Origin of the sequence: Bordetella bronchialis (genome assembly GCF_001676705.1) — a bacterium.
Lineage (GTDB): Bacteria > Pseudomonadota > Gammaproteobacteria > Burkholderiales > Burkholderiaceae_B > Bordetella_C > Bordetella_C bronchialis.
The window spans coordinates 2,552,719-2,567,118 of the sequence record NZ_CP016170.1 but is presented as its reverse complement, the minus strand read 5'-3'; the positions used below and the strand labels follow the sequence as shown (position 1 = coordinate 2,567,118).

Sequence of the window (14,400 nt, the reverse complement as noted above, 5' to 3'; positions counted from 1 at the left end):
GTCGGCCGGGCCTGTGGGCGCTCTCTCGAGAGCCTCCTTGCGGATGAAACAGGCCGGCGATGAAATTTTAGGAAAAGCGCGGAAAAGCGAATCCGCGATCAAGCCGGGGAAAGCGGCGCTTTTCGATCCAAGCAAAAAAGCCGGCCGCCCGGCCCGCTGTGGCCGCACGACGGCCCCACGCAAGAAACAGGCGCCCCCGACCCGGGACGCCGAGGATCCGGCTCCGCCGGTCCTCCAGCGTCGCCCCCCTTGAGGGGGGAAGCGCGCAGCGCTTCGGGGGGCGGGTCCTCCCCTTCGGGGTGGGCCCTCCCTTTCTAGAAGCCCAGGCTGGCCAGCAGGTCGTCCACCTGGTCCTGGCTCGTCACCACGTCGGCCTTGCCGGTCGGGTTGACCTGCGGGCCGTTCAGCAGCGACGTGGCTTCCTCGCGCCGTTCGGTGGGCACATTGTCGATGAGCACCTGCAGGAGCTCCTTCTCGATCGCGCCCACCACGTCCATCATCTTCATGATGACCTGGCCGGTCAGGTCCTGGAAATCCTGGGCCATCATGATTTCCAGCAGCTTGGACTGGGTCGCCTGCGTCTGCTTGGGCACGTCCTGCAGGAAGTCGCGCGTGTCCTTCACCAGTTCGCGCGCCTGGGCCAGCTCCAGCGGCTGGTCGAACCATTCGCGCCAGCGGGCGTCCAGGGTCTGCGCGTTCTTGGCCATCTCGTCCTGGATGGGCTGCGTCTGGTCGATGGCGTTCAATACCCGGTGCGCGGCCTGTTCCGTCATCTGCGCCACGTAGCGCAGGCGGTCGCGGGCGTCGGGTATGGCTTCGGCCGCATCCTTGATGGCCTGGTCCAGGCCAAGCTCGCGCATGCTGTCGCGCAGCATGCGCGTCAGGGATGCGATGCGGTGGATCAGTTCGCCGGGATCGCCGTTGGGGCTTTGCGTCGTCTCCATGCCATCCTCAGCCGCCGAGTTTTTCGAAAATCTTGTTCAGCTTTTCTTCCAGCGTGGCGGCCGTGAAGGGCTTGACCACGTAGCCGTTCGCGCCGGCCTGCGCGGCCGCGACGATGTTTTCCTTCTTGGCTTCCGCCGTCACCATCAGCACGGGCAGCTTGGAGAGATTGGCGTCGGCGCGTATCTGCTGCAGCATCGACAGCCCGTCCAGATTGGGCATGTTCCAGTCCGAGACGACGAACTGGAAGCCGCCGGTACGCAGCTTGTCCAGGGCCATCTGGCCGTCCTCGGCCTCGTCGACGTTTTCGAACCCCAGCTCCTTCAGCAGGTTGCGGACGATGCGACGCATGGTCGGGAAATCGTCCACCACCAAAATTTTCAAATTCTTGTCAACCATCTCATCGACTCCAAAAAATTCAGTTGCATGCCAGGACGACCGCCGTCCGGCATCATACGCGGTGTCCGCGATCCCCGGCATTGGCCAGGATGCGTTCGCTCATCGCGTCCAGCGATACCACTTCGTCGGCCGCTCCCAGCGCGATGGCCTCGCGCGGCATGCCGAAGACCACGCAGCTGGTTTCGTCCTGCGCCAGCGTGCGCGCGCCCGCGCGTTTCATTTCCAGCAGTCCCGCCGCGCCGTCCTTGCCCATGCCGGTCAGGATGACGCCCACGGCGTTGCGCCCCGCCGACACCGCCACCGAATGGAACAGCACATCCACCGAAGGCCGGTGCCGGTTCACCGGCTCGGACGGGTCCAGCTCGACGATATAGTTGGCGCCGCTACGCCCGAGCCGCATATGGCATTCGCCACCCGGCGCCAGGTAGACGTGCCCGGGCAGCACGCGCTCGCCATGGGTGGCCTCGCGCACCGTCAGGCTGCACAGGCTGTCCAGCCGCTGGGCGAAAGAGCGCGTGAAGCCCGCCGGCATGTGCTGCGTGATCAGGATGGCGGGGCTGTCCGGCGGCAGCGGCTGCAGCACGTGGCGGATGGCCTCGGTGCCGCCGGTGGACGCGCCGATGATGACCAGCTTTTCCGAGCTGGACAGCGGCGAGCGCAGCACCTGCTTGGGGGCTTCCGGCATCGCCTGCAATGCCTTGGGCCGGGCACGGGCGGCGGCACGCAGCTTGTCGGCGATGACCTCGGTGTATTCGAGCAGGCCGTCGCGTATGCCCAGCTTGGGCTTGGTGACGAAATCCACGGCGCCCAGCTCCAGCGCGCGCAATGTGATTTCGGAGCCCCGTTCGGTCAGCGACGACACCATCAGCACGGGCATCGGCCGCAGGCGCATCAGCTTTTCCAGGAAGTCCAGGCCGTCCATGCGCGGCATTTCGACATCCAGCGTCAGCACGTCGGGATTGTGCTTCTTGATCAGCTCGCGGGCCACCAGCGGATCGGGCGCGGTCGCGACCACCTCCATATCGGGCTGGCTGTTGATGATCTCCGTCATCAAGCCACGCACCAGCGCGGAGTCGTCGACGCACAAAACGGTTATTTTTTTCTGCATGTCGTTCGCCGATGAGGCGCCTTTTACTGTCGCCCCAAGCACTCGTAGACGGTCTGTCCGCGCAAGCGGAAATCGCGGCTGATATAGCTGAAGTTTTCGGAATGGCCCGCGAACAGCAGGCCGCCAGGCTTCAACAGCGGCGCGAAGCGCTCCAGGATGCGCGCCTGCGTCGGCTTGTCGAAGTAGATCATGACGTTGCGGCAGAAGATCGCATCGAACTTCTCCTGGATGGGCCAATCCGGCGCCAGCAGGTTCAAGGGTTCGAAGCGCACCATGCCGGCCACTTCCGGCCGCACGCGGACCTGGCCGGCGGCGGCGCCCTTGCCCTTCAGGAAGAAGCGCTTGAGCCGGGCCTCTTCGATCTTGGCCACGCGCTCGAAGGGATAGACCGCGGTACGGGCCCGCTGCAGGACGTTGGTGTCGATGTCCGTCGCCAGGACGCTGGCGGAGGCGGCGCGCGCGCCCAGGGCCTCCATCAGCGTGATGGCGATCGAGTACGGCTCTTCGCCCGTCGAGGCCGCGCAGCACCAGATCGACACCGGCTGCGGCCGCTCGGCGGCGAACTTGGCCAGTATGGGGAAATGATGCGCTTCGCGGAAGAACGCCGTCAGGTTGGTGGTCAAGGCATTGACGAACTCTTCCCACTCCGGATCGGCGGGAGATGCCTCCAGCCGGTCCAGGTAACTGGCGAAATCGCCACGGCCCAGGCTGCGCAGCCGGCGGGCCAGCCGGCTATAGACCATCTCGCGCTTGTGGGTGCCCAGCGAAATGCCGGCGCGCTCGTGGATCATGCGGCGCACGCGGGAAAAGTCCGCCTCGCGGAATTCGAACTGCCGCTCGGCCTGACCGGATGCCACTGCTGTCGCTGTCGCCACGGGATTCCCTTGCTCGACTCGGTCAGGCAGGCTGGGCGACGTGCCCGGCCAGCCTGGGCGCGCCCGGGCCGGCCGCACCCGGGCCGGCCGCACCTGACCCGGCCGCCTCGATGCGGCGGGCGGGCACGTCGATGACCTGGCCTTCGTTGATCTTGAACACCGACACGGCCTCGGCCAGGCGCTGCGCCTGTTCCTGCAGCGAGCCGGCGGCCGCCGCGGCTTCTTCCACCAGCGCGGCGTTCTGCTGCGTGACTTCGTCCATCTGCGACACCGCGCGGTTGACCTGGTCGATGCCGCTGGATTGTTCCTCCGACGCCGCCGAGATCTCGCCCATGATGTCCGTGACCCGCTTCACCGAGGCCACGATCTCCTGCATCGTCGAGCCCGCCCGCTCCACCTGCTGCGAGCCCGCCCCCACCTTGGTCACCGAATCCTCGATCAGCGCCTTGATCTCCTTGGCCGCCTGCGCGCTGCGCTGCGCCAGCGAGCGCACTTCGCCCGCCACCACCGCGAAGCCCTTGCCCTGCTCGCCCGCGCGCGCCGCTTCCACCGCCGCGTTCAGCGCCAGTATGTTCGTCTGGAACGCAATGCCGTCGATCACGCTCACGATCTCGGAAATCTTGCGCGAGCTGCCCGAGATCTCCTGCATCGTGTTCACCACCTCGGCCACCGCCGCGCCACCGCGCTCGGCCACGTCCGAGGCGCTGGCCGCCAGCTGGTTCGCCTGCCGCGCGTTCTCTGCGTTCTGCTTCACCGTCGAGGCCAGTTCCTCCATCGAGGCCGCCGTCTCTTCCAGCGAGGCCGCCTGCTGTTCCGTGCGGCTGGACAGGTCCGTATTGCCCGCCGAAATCTCCCGCGAACCCACGTTGATCTCGTCCACCCCGCGACGCACCGCCGACACCGTGCGCGTCAGGCTTTCCTGCATGCGCTTCATCGCGCCGTACAGGGCGCCGATCTCGTTGCTGGAATCCACCGTCACGGCATCGGTCAGGTCGCCCGCCGCGATGCGGTCGAAATGACGCACCGCCTCGGCCAGCGGCCGCACCACCCGCCGGCGCAGGAAGACATAAGTGGCCAGCACCAGCAGCAGCGCAAGAACGCCGCCCGCCGCCACGGCGGACAGCACCAGGTTGTAGCGCTGCTCCGCTTCGTCGAATGCCTCGTCCGTCGTGCGCATGCGCCAGGTCATGTATTGACCGATCGCCAGGTTCAGGCGGTCCTCCATGACGTCGGCGACCATTTGCGCATGCGTCTGGTAGGCCGGCAGGTCGCCCTTGTTCAGGTCGTCGAACATGACCCTCAAGCCCTGGCCGAGGATGGCGGAGAACGCCTCGTCGATTTCCTTGAACTCGTTGTCCAGCCCCGGCGGCTTGGGCAGCGCCTGGTATTTCTTGAAGTCGGCCTGCGCCTTGTCGTAGGAGATGCGCGCGAAATCCAGCAAGGGCTTGGCGGCGCCGCTCAGGCCGGCCTGCGGAATGGTCGGCTGCCCAATCTGCTTGATGACTTCGTTAAGGTGCAGCGCGGCGGCACGGCCCAGGCCTATCATGGCGCTTTTGTAGTCGCTGACCATGTCCTGCAGGACATTGCTCACGGCCTGGCTGCGACGCATCTCGCGCATGGTGCTGTCGCCGACCTTCAGCGACAGCACACCCAGCGCGGCGCCCAGTACCAGCATCAGCGAGAAAAAGACCAACACCCAGAGCAGGCTCGCGCGTATCGTCATATTGGAAAAGAATTTGCGCATCTGCATCCCCTCTATCGGACAGGTTGGCCTCCGCCCATCTCCCTCCGGTGCGAGCCGCTCAACTGGCGACTTTTTCCACCAGCGCCATCTCGTCGCTGGTCATCAGCTTTTCGATATCGACCAGGATCAGCATGCGGTCATCCACGGTGCCCAGCCCGGTCAGGTATTCCGTCGACAGGGTCGCGCCGAATTCCGGCGCGGGGCGCACCTGGCTGGCGCCCAGCATCAGCACGTCGGACACGCCGTCGACCACGATGCCGACCACCCGGCGATCCAGGTTCAGGATGATGACGACGGTCTGCTCGTTGTATTCGACCTTGCCCAGGTTGAACTTGATGCGCAGGTCGACGATAGGAACGATGATGCCGCGCAGGTTGGTCACACCCTTGATGAATTGCGGCACATTGGCGATGCGGGTCACCGTGGCGGCGTCGTAGCCGCGGATCTCCTGCACCTTCAGGATGTCGATGCCGTATTCTTCCTCACCCAGGGTGAAGACCAGGAATTCGCGGCCCATGTCCTCGACACGGGCCCCTTGCGCTTGGGGTTTGGCTGCCATGTGGTTCTCCCTCAGTTCAGGACCGCTTCGGCCGGCGTCCATTTTTCACGGTTCGCGCGGGCCATGGCGAACACGTCGATAATCAGCGCGACGCTGCCGTCGCCCAGGATGGTGGCCGCCGATACGCCGGGCACCTTGCGGTAATTGGATTCCAGATTCTTCACGACGACCTGGTGCTGTCCGACCAGGTGGTCCACCAGCAGCGCGAAACGCTTGTCCTCGGCCTGCATGATCACCGCGATGGCCTGCGTCGGATCATCCTGCGCGCCCGCCACCGAGAATACGCGGTGCAATTCGACCAGCGGCAGGTACTCGCCGCGCACGTGCATGACGCGCTCGTTGCCCGCCACGGAATAGATCTGCTCGTTGGTCGGTTGCAGCGATTCGGTCACGTGGTTCAGCGGCAGGATGAAGGTCTCGGCGCCGACGCGCACGGACATGCCATCCAGGATGGCCAGCGTAAGCGGCAGCACAATGCGCGTCGTGGTGCCGTTGCCCGGCACGGAGGACAGCTGCACATGGCCGCCCATGTCCTGGATATTGCGGCGCACGACGTCCATGCCGACCCCGCGGCCGGAGATATCGGTGATCTGTTCCGCCGTCGAGAAGCCCGGCGCGAAGATCAGCTGCCACACTTCGTCGTCGGTGGCGTTTTCGCTCACGGCGATGCCTTGCTGGATGGCCTTGTTCAGGATGCGCTCGCGGTTCAGCCCGCCGCCGTCGTCGCTGACCTCGATGACGATATTGCCGCCGCTATGCTGCGCCGACAGGACCAGCTGGCCCACGGGGTCCTTGCCCGCCGCGACGCGCTTTTCCGGCGTTTCGATGCCGTGGTCCAGGCTGTTGCGCACCAGGTGGGTCAAGGGATCGATGATGCGCTCGATCAGGCTCTTGTCCAGTTCGGTCGCACGGCCATAGGTCTGCAGCTCGATCTGCTTGCCCATCTTGCCGGCCAGGTCGCGGACCAGGCGCGGGAAGCGGCTGAATACATAGTCCATCGGCATCATGCGGATGGACATCACGGCCTCCTGCAGGTCGCGCGCATTGCGCTCCAGCTGCTCCATGCCGTTCAGGAGCCGGTCGTGCAGGACCGGATCCAGGGTAGAGGCCGTCTGCGACAGCATGGCCTGCGTGATCACCAGCTCGCCGACCAGGTTGATGATCTGGTCCACCTTCTCCACGCCGACGCGGATGGAAGTCGATTCCTTGTCCGCCGCCGGGGCGGCGGCGGCGCTGCGCGGGGCGCGCGGCGTGGCGGCCTCGGCGGCGGGCCGGGCCGCCGGGGCGGCCGCTTCGGGCGCCTGCGCCGGCGCGGCCGCCGCTACCGGGGCGGATACCGCCGCGGCGGGCGCCGGGGCCTGCGCGGCGAACTCCGCGGCGGCCTGGGCGAAATCGTCGACGGCATGGGCGGGACCGGGAACCGCCTCGCGGCCGATGGAGATCTGGTCGGCGTCGACGATGAAGCAGCACACTGCCTCGATGTCGTCGGCCGAACATGTGCTTTCCAGCCATACGGTCAGGCCGCCGCCGGCCTGGTCGCTGGCCAGTACATGGCCCAGATTGTTCATTTCCTCCAGCAAGGACTGGGCATCCTTGGCCGACACGCGGTTGATGCGCACGCGCAGCGGCAGGTTGTCGGCGCCGGCCTCGGGGGCCGGCGCGGCGGGAGCCGCCGGCGGGGCGACGGGCGCCGCCGTTACGGGCGGCGGAGCCGCCGGTGCCGGGGCCGCGGGGGCCGGCGCGGCCTGGCCGCCTTGCTGCTCCAACGCCAGCTGGCGCAGGACCTCGCAGATGCGCTCGTAGGCGGCGGCGTCGGGCTCCTCGGAGGCGCGGTAGGCGTCCAATTGGCTTTTCAGCACGTCCTTGGTTTCCAGAAAAATGTCGATCATGTCCGTGCGCAAGGCCATCTCGCCACGGCGGATGGCATCGAGCAGGTTCTCCAGCAGGTGCGTGGTTTCGGCCAGCTGGGTAAAGCAACCGAATGTGGCGGCGCCCCCCTTGATCGAGTGCGCGGCACGGAAGATCGCGTTCAACTGCTCGATGTCGGGCTGCCCGGCGTCCAGTTCGAGCAGCAGCTGCTCCATCTGGGCGAGCAACTCATCCGCCTCATCGAAGAACGTCTCGTAAAACTGACTCAGATCAAGACCGCTCATGACGCCCTTCTCTTCTCAATGCGAAGGCTCGCCGGGTTGCCCCAGGAGCTCCGACGCCATCTCTATCAACAAGTCCGGATCGACCGGCTTCTGCAGCCAGCCGCACACGCCCAGGTCGCGCGCGGCGGTCTTGCTTTCCACGTCGTCCTCGGTGGTCAGCACCAGGACGGGAACTTCCTCGTAGCGATCCACCTGGCGCAGGCCGCGTATCAGGTCCAGGCCGCCCATGACCGGCATATTCCAGTCGCTCACCACCAGGTCCACCGGCTCGGCCTGCTCCATCGCCAGCGCCAGCGCATCCTTGCCGTTGCCGGCGGCCAGCACCTTCCAGCCGGCACCCGTCAGGGTGGCCTGGACAATCATGCGCATCGTCGCGGAATCGTCCGCGACCAATATCGTCGCCGTCATGGTCGAACTACTCCTATTGTGCGGGGCGGACCGGCACGATGACCGTCGTTCCGGCTTGCGTCACCACGGCCCCTGGCGCCGCCCCCTGTCCCGTCGTGGCGGAACCGGCCCCCGTCGCGCCGGACCCTTGCCCGGACGACGGCACTTCCTGGACCACGCCGCTATTGCGGCCCGGCGCGGGCGCCGAGCGCACCAGCCCGCTGCCAACCTGCCTGGCATCGGCGGCCGAGATATCCGCCGCCGACGCGTTCTCGCGCTCCAGCCGTTGCTGCGTGGCCCGGTTCAACACCACCAGGCTGATGCGTCTATTAACGGCAGCATAGGGGTCATCCTTAACCAGGCTGACGCTGGAAGACAGGCCCATCACCCGCGCGACCTTGGTCTCGTTCATGCCGCCGGCCACGAGCTCCTGCCGGGACGCATTGGCACGGTCCGCGGACAGCTCCCAGTTGCTGTAGGCACGCTCGCCGCGCGCGTACTGGGTGGCGTCGGTATGGCCGGAGATACTGATCTTGTTGGGAATCTCGTTCAGCACCGGACCCAGTTCGCGCAGGATGTCGCGCATATAGGGCTGGACCTCCGCCGAGCCCGTGGCGAACATCGGCCGGTTCTTGTTGTCGATGATCTGGATGCGCAGGCCTTCGGTGGTCATGTCGATCAGCAGCTGCGGCCGGAAATTCTTCAGGACCGGGCTGTTTTCGATCAGGTTGTTCAGGCGCTTCTGCAGATCTTCCAGGCGGCGCTGGTCGCGGCGCTGCGCCTCGTCGCCCTGCACCTGGGCCTCGACGCGATTGCCGTCGGCGCGCCGCACGTCGCCCTCGCTGCGCAAGGGATCGACGCCGCCGCCCGGGATCGCGCTGGTCTCGGCGGAATTGCTGGGCCCGCCGGTCAGGGCGACCCGCAGGGGCATGCGGAAGTATTCGGCGATGCCCTTGAGCTCTTCGCGCGGCACCACGCTGATCAGCCACATCACCAGGAAGAACGCCATCATCGCGGTGATGAAGTCGGCGTAGGCGATCTTCCAGCTGCCGCCGTGGTGCCCGCCATGCGCGCCCTTCTTGCGCCGGATCACCACCCGATGGTTATTGACTGGAGCCATGCGACAGGATCCCCGTCAAGCCTTGGAGGTGGAGGTCTTGGCCTGGCGGACGTGCTCTTCCAGTTCGGCGAACGACGGACGCACGCCGGAGAACAGGACCTTGCGGCCGAACTCCACCGCCAGTTGCGGCGGATAGCCGTTCATGCTGGCCAGCAGCGTGGTCTTGATGCATTCCAGGATCTTGACCGCCTCGCTGGTCTGGCGATCCACGCGCGAGGCCAGCGGCCCGACGAAACCGTAGGCCAGCAGGATGCCCAGGAAGGTCCCCACCATGGCCTTGGAGATCAGGTCGCCCAGCACGGCGGGCGGCTGGTCGACCGCCGCCAGCGCCTTGATCACGCCCAGCACCGCGGCCACGATGCCGAAGGCGGGCATGGCGTCGGCGACGTTCTGCAGCGCCAGCACCGGCACCTGGCGCTCGTGGCGGAAGGTTTCGATTTCCTCGTCCATGAGCGTCTCGATCTCGAAGGAGCTCATGTTGCCGCTGATCATGATGCGCAGGTAGTCGGTGAGAAACTCCATCAGCTTCTCGTCCTTCATGATGCGCGGGCATTCCGTGAAGATGGGGCTGGAAGCCGGATCCTCGATGTGCGACTCGACGGCCATCAGGCCCTCGCGGCGCGCCTTGTTCAGGATCACGTACATCAAGGACATGAGTTCCATGTACACGTCCTTGTTGTAGCGGGCGCCGCGCAGCGCATTGGGCACCGCGCTTTTGATCAGCTGCAGCGACTTGCGGCTATTGCCCGCCAGGAAGGCGCCGGCCGCCGCGCCCGCGATGAGCGTGAACTCGAAAGGCTGGTACAGCGCGCCCATATGGCCGCCCAGGGCAACGAAGCTGCCCACGACGGACACGATCACCACGAGATAACCAATAACAATCAGCACATCAGGCCCCTGCCAAGCATAGATGTATTACCCAGGCGCCCATCATCCCCCGGGACCGTCGCCGTGAAAGCGTGGTTTACGGGGAATTTTCAGGGGCTTTTGGGGTTATTGAGCGCAAGAGGCTCACAAACCGACGGCATCGGCCGCCGCGGCATTGGCCGCCGCGGCACCGGCCACCGCCGCGCTCGCCGTGGGGGCTGCCGGCACGGCGGCTCCGGCCGCCGGCATGGCGCGCCGGCCGGCCCGCTCCTTGGCCGCCGCGCGCGTCTTGCCCGCTCGTGGGGGCGGACGGCAGATGGCGCAGACGAAATCGGCGCGCGGATCGTGCGCGTGGGCGATGAAATGCCCCCCGCACTGCCGGCATTCCGACAATTGCAGCATCTTGCCGTCGAAGAAGCGCACCAGCATCCAGGCCCGGGTGAAGCTCAGCACGGGCTCGCCCTGCTCCGGATCGGCCACGCCGGCATGCTCCAGGTACAGGCGGTAGGCATCGATGATGGCCCGCACGCCCTTGCTGCCGGTGTGCTCGTTGAGGAACTTATAGACGTTGTAGAACAGGGACGAATGGATGTTCGGCAGCCAGGTCATGAACCAGTCCACCGAGAACGGCAGCATCCCCTTCGGGGGCGAGCAACCGCGGATCTCGCGGTACAGCCGCGCGAGCCGGTCGTGGCTCAGGCTGGTTTCCGACTCCAGGACCTGGAGGCGGGCGCCGAGACCGATCATGGCGCTGGCCAGCAGAATCTCGTCGGCTTCTTGGGAAACGCTTTTGATAGCCATGACCTTTGCGGGATAAGAAAGATCAGGCCAGCTGCTCGACGGGCTGCTTGGCCAGCAGGATGGTCGCGTGGGCCTGTTGCAGGGCCCCGCCCAGTACGTCGTGCGTCAGCGCCGACAACAGGCTGTAGTCGTCGAAGCGGAAGCGGCACAGCAAGGAACTGGAGCTGGCCAGCTTGACCAGTTGCGCCGGCGACAGCCGCATCAGGATGTCCGCCACCTGTTCGCTGAAGCCCAGGCGGAACATGGAAGCCGCATAATCATCGCGCAGCATGCGCTGCGCGAGGAGCAGGTAGGACAGGTTCACTTCTCGAATGTCGGCGAGCAAAGTGTTCTCAGGCTGTTTCATCGGAATATCCCTTGTTCACTATTTCGGTTCTGTCCTGGGACCAGCCGACCCCCGTGCCGGCTGGGTTACTACGGGAGTGCAACAAATGTCTAAATATTTCGTTTGTTCCAACAAGTCATACAATTTACCATGCGCAATGTCATTTTGTGTGACAGACATGACAAATCTTTGGAACAAGTGAAATATCGCACCGAAAGGACATATATAGCAACAAAGACTTTTGTGAGTGTAAGGCAATTCCGTAAACAACCATTAGAAAGCTTGTGTCTTTGTGCCAATGAAACGTGGCGAAGTACTCACAATGCAAGGTGAAACATGGTTTCGGGATGAGTCTGGCTGGTCGGACCGCCAGACCTAACGATGTCGCGCGCAGGCAACACCACAACGTGGCGGGCGACGGGTCAACCTTCTAGTCGAGTGCAATGCCCCTTTCCGAAGATCGCCTGGCTGAGTACGCCCCCCTGGTGCGCAAGCTGGCCCTGCAACTGCTGGCGCGCCTGCCCGCCAGCGTGGAACTGGACGACCTGATCCAGGCGGGGATGATCGGTCTGCTGGATGCGGCCCGCCGCTACCAGGAGGTGGCGGACGCCCAGTTCGAGACCTACGCGACGGCGCGCATCCGCGGCGCCATGCTGGATGAATTGCGCAACCAGGACTGGCTGCCGCGCAGCGTGCGCAGCAAGGCCAAGCGCATCGACCAGGCCATCGCGCAGCTCACGCAACAGCTGATGCGCCCGCCCAGCGAGGCGGAAATCGCCGGACACCTGGAGCTGCCCCTGGGCGAATACCATCAATTGCTCTATGACGCGCAGGGAGCGCAGATCGTCCATTACGAGGACTTCGGCTCGGAAAACGCCGGCGAAGGCCGCGACGGCGACTGGGCCGCCGGCGCCGCAGAGACGTCCGGGTCCGGCAATCCGCTGGAGGCCTTGCTGGCGGAAGACTTCCGCAGCGCCCTGGCCGAGGCCATCGCCGCCCTCCCCGAGCGCGAGAAGCTGCTGCTATCCCTGTGCTACGAGCAGGGGCTCAATCTGAAGGAAGTCGGCGCGGTCATGGGCGTGACCGAGGCGCGGGTGTGCCAGCTTCGCTCCCAGGCCATGGGCCGGCTGCGCGCCAGGCTGAAGGAAGGCGCCTGGCAGCAATTGCCGGAAGATGTCCGGGTGGCCTCCATAGCCTGAGGCGCCGCCGCCCGGGTCCGCTGTGCCACATATGGAAATTTTTCGCTCCCCCTCCCCCTAAAGGTTTACGCCGGCTTGCCGTTACCCAGTCAGCGGCGCGGCATGCGGCCCATCTCTCCGGTGGACGATACCGTGCCCGCAGGGCGGCCTGGCTGCCCGGTTTGAAGAAGCCTTTCTCTCTTGGGAGCTATTCATGGCTGCAGTGATCAATACCAACTATCTTTCTCTGGTTGCTCAAAACAACCTGAACAACTCGCAGTCGGCCCTGGGCTCTGCGATCGAGCGCCTGTCCTCCGGCCTGCGTATCAACAGCGCCAAGGACGACGCCGCTGGTCAGGCAATTGCCAACCGCTTTACGGCGAACGTGAACGGCCTGACCCAGGCTGCCCGCAACGCCAACGACGGCATCTCCATCGCGCAAACGACGGAAGGCGCCCTGAACGAAATCAACAACAACCTGCAGCGCATCCGCGAACTGACCGTTCAAGCCACCAACGGCACGAACTCCCAGTCCGACCTGGATTCGATCCAGGCTGAAATCCAGCAGCGCCTGGACGAAATCGACCGCGTGTCCGCCCAGACCCAGTTCAACGGCGTGAACGTGCTGGCCAAGGACCAGAACCTGAGCATCCAGGTTGGCGCCAACGACGGCCAGACCATCAACATCAGCCTGAAGGGCATCACCTCCAAGTCCCTGGGCCTGGATGGTTTCAACATCAACGGCACGGGCACGACGCAGAACCGCACCGCCACGGTCAGCGACCTGGTCGCCGCCGGCGGCAACACCGCCGCGGGCGCCAACACCTACACGGTGACCACGCAGTTCGACGCCGTGACGGCCGACCAGGCCTTCGCCAAGCTGAACGACGGCGACAAGGTCACGATCGAAGGTGGCGCGACGGACGTCGAATACACGTACCACGCCGCGTCGGGCAACTTCTCTTACGAAGCCACGCTGGACACCACCAACGCCACCGACGTCTCGGCCATCACCAGCAGCTACCTGCCGACCTCCGGCAAGGTGACGGGCACCTACGACGCCACCAACGGCGCCGTGGCGACCTTCGAAGTCGACTCCAGCGGCAACCTGACCATCGGCGGCCAGAAGGCGTACCTGACCGCTGGCGGCGAGCTGACCACCAACGACACCTCGGGCGGCGCCACGCAAGCCACGCTGGACGACCTGTTCGCGAACGGTGTCGCCGGTTCCAAGGTGACCATTGGCGGCACGGAGTACTCGAACGACGGCGCCGGCTCGGTGACCTACACCGCCACGGCCTCGAAGGACAGCGTCCTGACCGACCTGAAGACCAACACCGCTGCTGGTTCGAAGATCGACTACCAGGACGGCCTGCTGAAGGCGACGGTCACGTTCGACGCCACCGGCAAGTCGAGCGACACGTTCGTCGACAATGAGGGCGACTTCACCAACATCTCGACGTACGACACGGTCTACAGCGTCGATCCCGACACCGGTTCGGTCACCGTCAAGAGCACCGACGCCGCCGTGGACGGCACCAAGTACGAAGAAAATGTGGGCGACGCCGTCTACATCGACTCGGCTGGCCACCTGACCACCAAGACGACCAGCGCCGGCAAGCTGACCAGCAACCCGCTGGCCGCCCTGGACCAGGCCCTGTCGGACGTGGATTCGCTGCGCAGCGACCTGGGTGCCATCCAGAACCGCTTCGAGTCGACCATCGCCAACCTGAACAACACGGTCAACAACCTGTCCGACGCCCGTTCGCGTATTCAAGACGCCGACTACGCGACCGAAGTGTCGAACATGACCCGTGCCCAGATCCTGCAACAGGCTGGTACCGCGGTGCTGGCGCAAGCCAACCAGGTCCCGCAATCGGTTCTGTCGCTGCTGCGTTAATTCGCGACGGATCGATAAGTTCGGATCGCCGGACGCGCCGCA

At 65.5% G+C, this 14,400-nt stretch carries 14 protein-coding genes; 2 read left to right on the top strand and 12 right to left on the bottom strand.

Annotated elements, in window-relative coordinates; genetic code table 11:
- Positions 1-314: 314 nt before the first annotated feature.
- The 12 genes from cheZ to flhD all read right to left on the bottom strand — a co-directional run bounded on the left by cheZ (position 315) and on the right by flhD (position 11,301).
- On the bottom strand, positions 315-944 hold the full coding sequence (gene cheZ / locus BAU06_RS11290) for a protein phosphatase CheZ (protein ID WP_066348946.1): 630 nt from the start codon (positions 942-944) through the stop codon (positions 315-317).
- Positions 945-951: 7 nt separating this feature from the next.
- Positions 952-1,341 carry a chemotaxis response regulator CheY gene (gene cheY, locus BAU06_RS11285; protein WP_066348945.1) on the bottom strand — a complete coding sequence of 130 codons (390 nt, stop codon included), beginning with the start codon at positions 1,339-1,341 and terminating at the stop codon, positions 952-954.
- Between the two features lie 52 nt (positions 1,342-1,393).
- On the bottom strand, positions 1,394-2,449 hold the full coding sequence (locus tag BAU06_RS11280) for a protein-glutamate methylesterase/protein-glutamine glutaminase (RefSeq protein WP_066348943.1): 1,056 nt from the start codon (positions 2,447-2,449) through the stop codon (positions 1,394-1,396).
- Between the two features lie 23 nt (positions 2,450-2,472).
- The gene (locus tag BAU06_RS11275) at positions 2,473-3,240 is read right to left on the bottom strand and encodes a CheR family methyltransferase (RefSeq protein ID WP_231934082.1); all 768 of its coding nucleotides are present in this window, start codon (positions 3,238-3,240) and stop codon (positions 2,473-2,475) included.
- Positions 3,241-3,346: 106 nt separating this feature from the next.
- Entirely contained in the window at positions 3,347-5,068 is a 1,722-nt protein-coding gene (locus tag BAU06_RS11270) for a methyl-accepting chemotaxis protein (protein WP_082988543.1), read from the bottom strand.
- 58 nt (positions 5,069-5,126) lie between these two features.
- Positions 5,127-5,627 (bottom strand): chemotaxis protein CheW, encoded by a 501-nt coding sequence (gene cheW, locus BAU06_RS11265; protein ID WP_066348942.1) that lies wholly within the window; start codon positions 5,625-5,627, stop codon positions 5,127-5,129.
- 11 nt (positions 5,628-5,638) lie between these two features.
- Positions 5,639-7,780, bottom strand: a complete 2,142-nt coding sequence (cheA, locus tag BAU06_RS11260) for a chemotaxis protein CheA (protein WP_066348939.1) — start codon at positions 7,778-7,780, stop codon at positions 5,639-5,641.
- Positions 7,781-7,795: 15 nt separating this feature from the next.
- Positions 7,796-8,188: a response regulator gene (locus tag BAU06_RS11255; protein WP_066348936.1), complete on the bottom strand. Its 393-nt coding sequence runs from the start codon at positions 8,186-8,188 to the stop codon at positions 7,796-7,798.
- 13 nt (positions 8,189-8,201) lie between these two features.
- The gene (gene motB, locus BAU06_RS11250) at positions 8,202-9,287 is read right to left on the bottom strand and encodes a flagellar motor protein MotB (protein ID WP_082993638.1); all 1,086 of its coding nucleotides are present in this window, start codon (positions 9,285-9,287) and stop codon (positions 8,202-8,204) included.
- 15 nt (positions 9,288-9,302) lie between these two features.
- Positions 9,303-10,175, bottom strand: coding sequence for a flagellar motor stator protein MotA (gene motA / locus BAU06_RS11245; protein ID WP_066348932.1), 873 nt, complete (start codon positions 10,173-10,175; stop codon positions 9,303-9,305).
- Positions 10,176-10,298: 123 nt separating this feature from the next.
- Entirely contained in the window at positions 10,299-10,955 is a 657-nt protein-coding gene (gene flhC / locus BAU06_RS11240; RefSeq protein ID WP_066348930.1) for a flagellar transcriptional regulator FlhC, read from the bottom strand.
- A 22-nt stretch (positions 10,956-10,977) separates the two neighbouring features.
- Positions 10,978-11,301, bottom strand: a complete 324-nt coding sequence (flhD, locus tag BAU06_RS11235) for a flagellar transcriptional regulator FlhD (RefSeq protein ID WP_066348928.1) — start codon at positions 11,299-11,301, stop codon at positions 10,978-10,980.
- Between the two features lie 422 nt (positions 11,302-11,723).
- Here flhD and BAU06_RS11230 point away from each other — a divergent pair, with 422 nt between their 5' ends.
- Entirely contained in the window at positions 11,724-12,479 is a 756-nt protein-coding gene (locus tag BAU06_RS11230; RefSeq protein WP_066348926.1) for an RNA polymerase sigma factor FliA, read from the top strand.
- Between the two features lie 193 nt (positions 12,480-12,672).
- Positions 12,673-14,358: a FliC/FljB family flagellin gene (locus BAU06_RS11225; RefSeq protein ID WP_066348925.1), complete on the top strand. Its 1,686-nt coding sequence runs from the start codon at positions 12,673-12,675 to the stop codon at positions 14,356-14,358.
- Positions 14,359-14,400 lie beyond the last annotated feature (42 nt).

Excerpts from the sequence above, each read along its gene's own strand:
- cheZ (WP_066348946.1), bottom strand. The coding sequence starts at position 944 with ATGGAGACGACGCAAAGCCCCAACGGCGATCCCGGCGAACTGATCCAC.
- cheY (WP_066348945.1), bottom strand. The coding sequence starts at position 1,341 with ATGGTTGACAAGAATTTGAAAATTTTGGTGGTGGACGATTTCCCGACC.
- BAU06_RS11280 (WP_066348943.1), bottom strand. The coding sequence starts at position 2,449 with ATGCAGAAAAAAATAACCGTTTTGTGCGTCGACGACTCCGCGCTGGTG.
- BAU06_RS11275 (WP_231934082.1), bottom strand. The coding sequence starts at position 3,240 with ATGATCCACGAGCGCGCCGGCATTTCGCTGGGCACCCACAAGCGCGAG.
- BAU06_RS11270 (WP_082988543.1), bottom strand. The coding sequence starts at position 5,068 with ATGCGCAAATTCTTTTCCAATATGACGATACGCGCGAGCCTGCTCTGG.
- cheW (WP_066348942.1), bottom strand. The coding sequence starts at position 5,627 with ATGGCAGCCAAACCCCAAGCGCAAGGGGCCCGTGTCGAGGACATGGGC.
- cheA (WP_066348939.1), bottom strand. The coding sequence starts at position 7,780 with ATGAGCGGTCTTGATCTGAGTCAGTTTTACGAGACGTTCTTCGATGAG.
- BAU06_RS11255 (WP_066348936.1), bottom strand. The coding sequence starts at position 8,188 with ATGACGGCGACGATATTGGTCGCGGACGATTCCGCGACGATGCGCATG.
- motB (WP_082993638.1), bottom strand. The coding sequence starts at position 9,287 with ATGGCTCCAGTCAATAACCATCGGGTGGTGATCCGGCGCAAGAAGGGC.
- flhC (WP_066348930.1), bottom strand. The coding sequence starts at position 10,955 with ATGGCTATCAAAAGCGTTTCCCAAGAAGCCGACGAGATTCTGCTGGCC.
- flhD (WP_066348928.1), bottom strand. The coding sequence starts at position 11,301 with ATGAAACAGCCTGAGAACACTTTGCTCGCCGACATTCGAGAAGTGAAC.
- BAU06_RS11230 (WP_066348926.1), top strand. The coding sequence starts at position 11,724 with ATGCCCCTTTCCGAAGATCGCCTGGCTGAGTACGCCCCCCTGGTGCGC.
- BAU06_RS11225 (WP_066348925.1), top strand. The coding sequence starts at position 12,673 with ATGGCTGCAGTGATCAATACCAACTATCTTTCTCTGGTTGCTCAAAAC.